The following is a 1,375-nucleotide window of genomic DNA, read 5'->3' as shown; positions in this document are numbered from 1 at the left end:
AGGCCGTGACTGCCGGCGTCCCGCTCGGTCACCAGCGCCGACCCCGCCAGCCGCCGGTGCAGCTCCAGGGCCCCGTCGTACGGGGTGGCCGCGTCCCGCTCCGCCGCCAGGACCAGCGTCGGCGGCAGCGCACCGCTCCCCGCGCGCACGTCCAGCGGCCGCTGCCGGGGCGCCCGCCAGTAGGCGCACGGCAGGTTGGTCCACACGTTGCCCCAGGTCTCGAAGGGCGCCCGGCGGGCGAGCCGGGTGTTGTCCCGGTCCCACACCGCCCAGTCCGTGGGCCAGGGCGCGTCGTTGCACTCCACGGCGAGATACACCGCCCGCGCGTTCTCCGCCTCCGCCGCCGTCTCCGGATACTCCTGGGCCTGCTCGACCAGCGGCGCGGGATCGCCCTTCAGATACGCCGACAGCGCCCGCGCGCGATGCGGCCAGTGGTCGTCGTAGTAGCCGGTCTGCAGGAACGCCGCCTGCAACTGCTCGGGCCCGACCTTCCCGCCCGCCGGTTCCTCCGCCAGCCGCGCGCGGGCCCTGTCGTAACCGTCCTGCACCTCGCGCGCCGTGTCCCCCAGCCCGTACACGTCGTCGTGCCGGGCGGCCCAGGCCTTGAAGTCCGCCCAGCGGTCCTCGAACGCCGCCGACTGGTCGAGGTTGTTGCGGTACCAGATCCGCTCCGGGTCCGGGTTCACCGCCGAGTCGAACACCATCCGCCGTACGTGCGAGGGGAACAGGGTGGCGTACAGCGCCCCGAGGTACGTGCCGTACGACGAGCCCAGGAACGTCAGCCGCCGCTCGCCGAGCGCGGCGCGCAGGACGTCCAGGTCACGGGCGTTGTTGAGCGAGTTGTAGTACCGCAGGGAGCCGCCGTTCCGCTCGGCGCAGCCCCGCGCGTACGCCTTGGCCCGCGCGACGCGCTCCCGCTTGTCCGCCGCCGTGGGGTGGACGGGCGCCTTCGAGGGGCCCTTGAAGAACGTCCCCGGGTCCGTGCAGGACAGCGGGGCCGAACGGCCCACCCCGCGCGGGGCGTAGCCGACGAGGTCGTACGCCGCCGCGAGGCGCTTCCACCCGGGCAGCGCGCCCATCATCGGGAAGTACATGCCGGTGGCGCCCGGTCCGCCCGGGTTGTGGACCAGGGAGCCCTGCCGGGGCACCTTGCGCTTGCCGCCCTCGGGGTCCTTCCCGGTGGCCCGGGCGCGGCTGACGGTGAGTTCGATCTGCTTCCCGTCCGGGCGGGCGTAGTCGAGCGGGACGCGGACCGTGCCGCACTGGACGGTGCCGGGGAGCTCCTGCTCGGCGGGGCACGCGCCGAAGTCGATGCCCTCGGCCGCGGCCCGCGCGGCGGCCGTCGCGGTGCCGCGCGGCTCGGCGTCGGCGGGTC

1 protein-coding gene is annotated in these 1,375 nt (G+C 75.4%); it reads right to left on the bottom strand.

Features of this window, described 5'->3' with window-relative positions:
- Window positions 1-1,375 (bottom strand): alpha/beta hydrolase (locus B7767_RS41635; RefSeq protein WP_107486639.1); only part of this gene is annotated, 1,375 nt, incomplete at both ends.

The sequence above is a fragment of the Streptomyces sp. 13-12-16 genome, from assembly GCF_002114215.1.
In the GTDB taxonomy this organism is placed as follows: Bacteria; Actinomycetota; Actinomycetes; order Streptomycetales; family Streptomycetaceae; genus Streptomyces.
The sequence above is the reverse complement of the archived record's forward strand: the minus strand, read 5'-3'. Positions and strand labels throughout refer to the sequence as shown.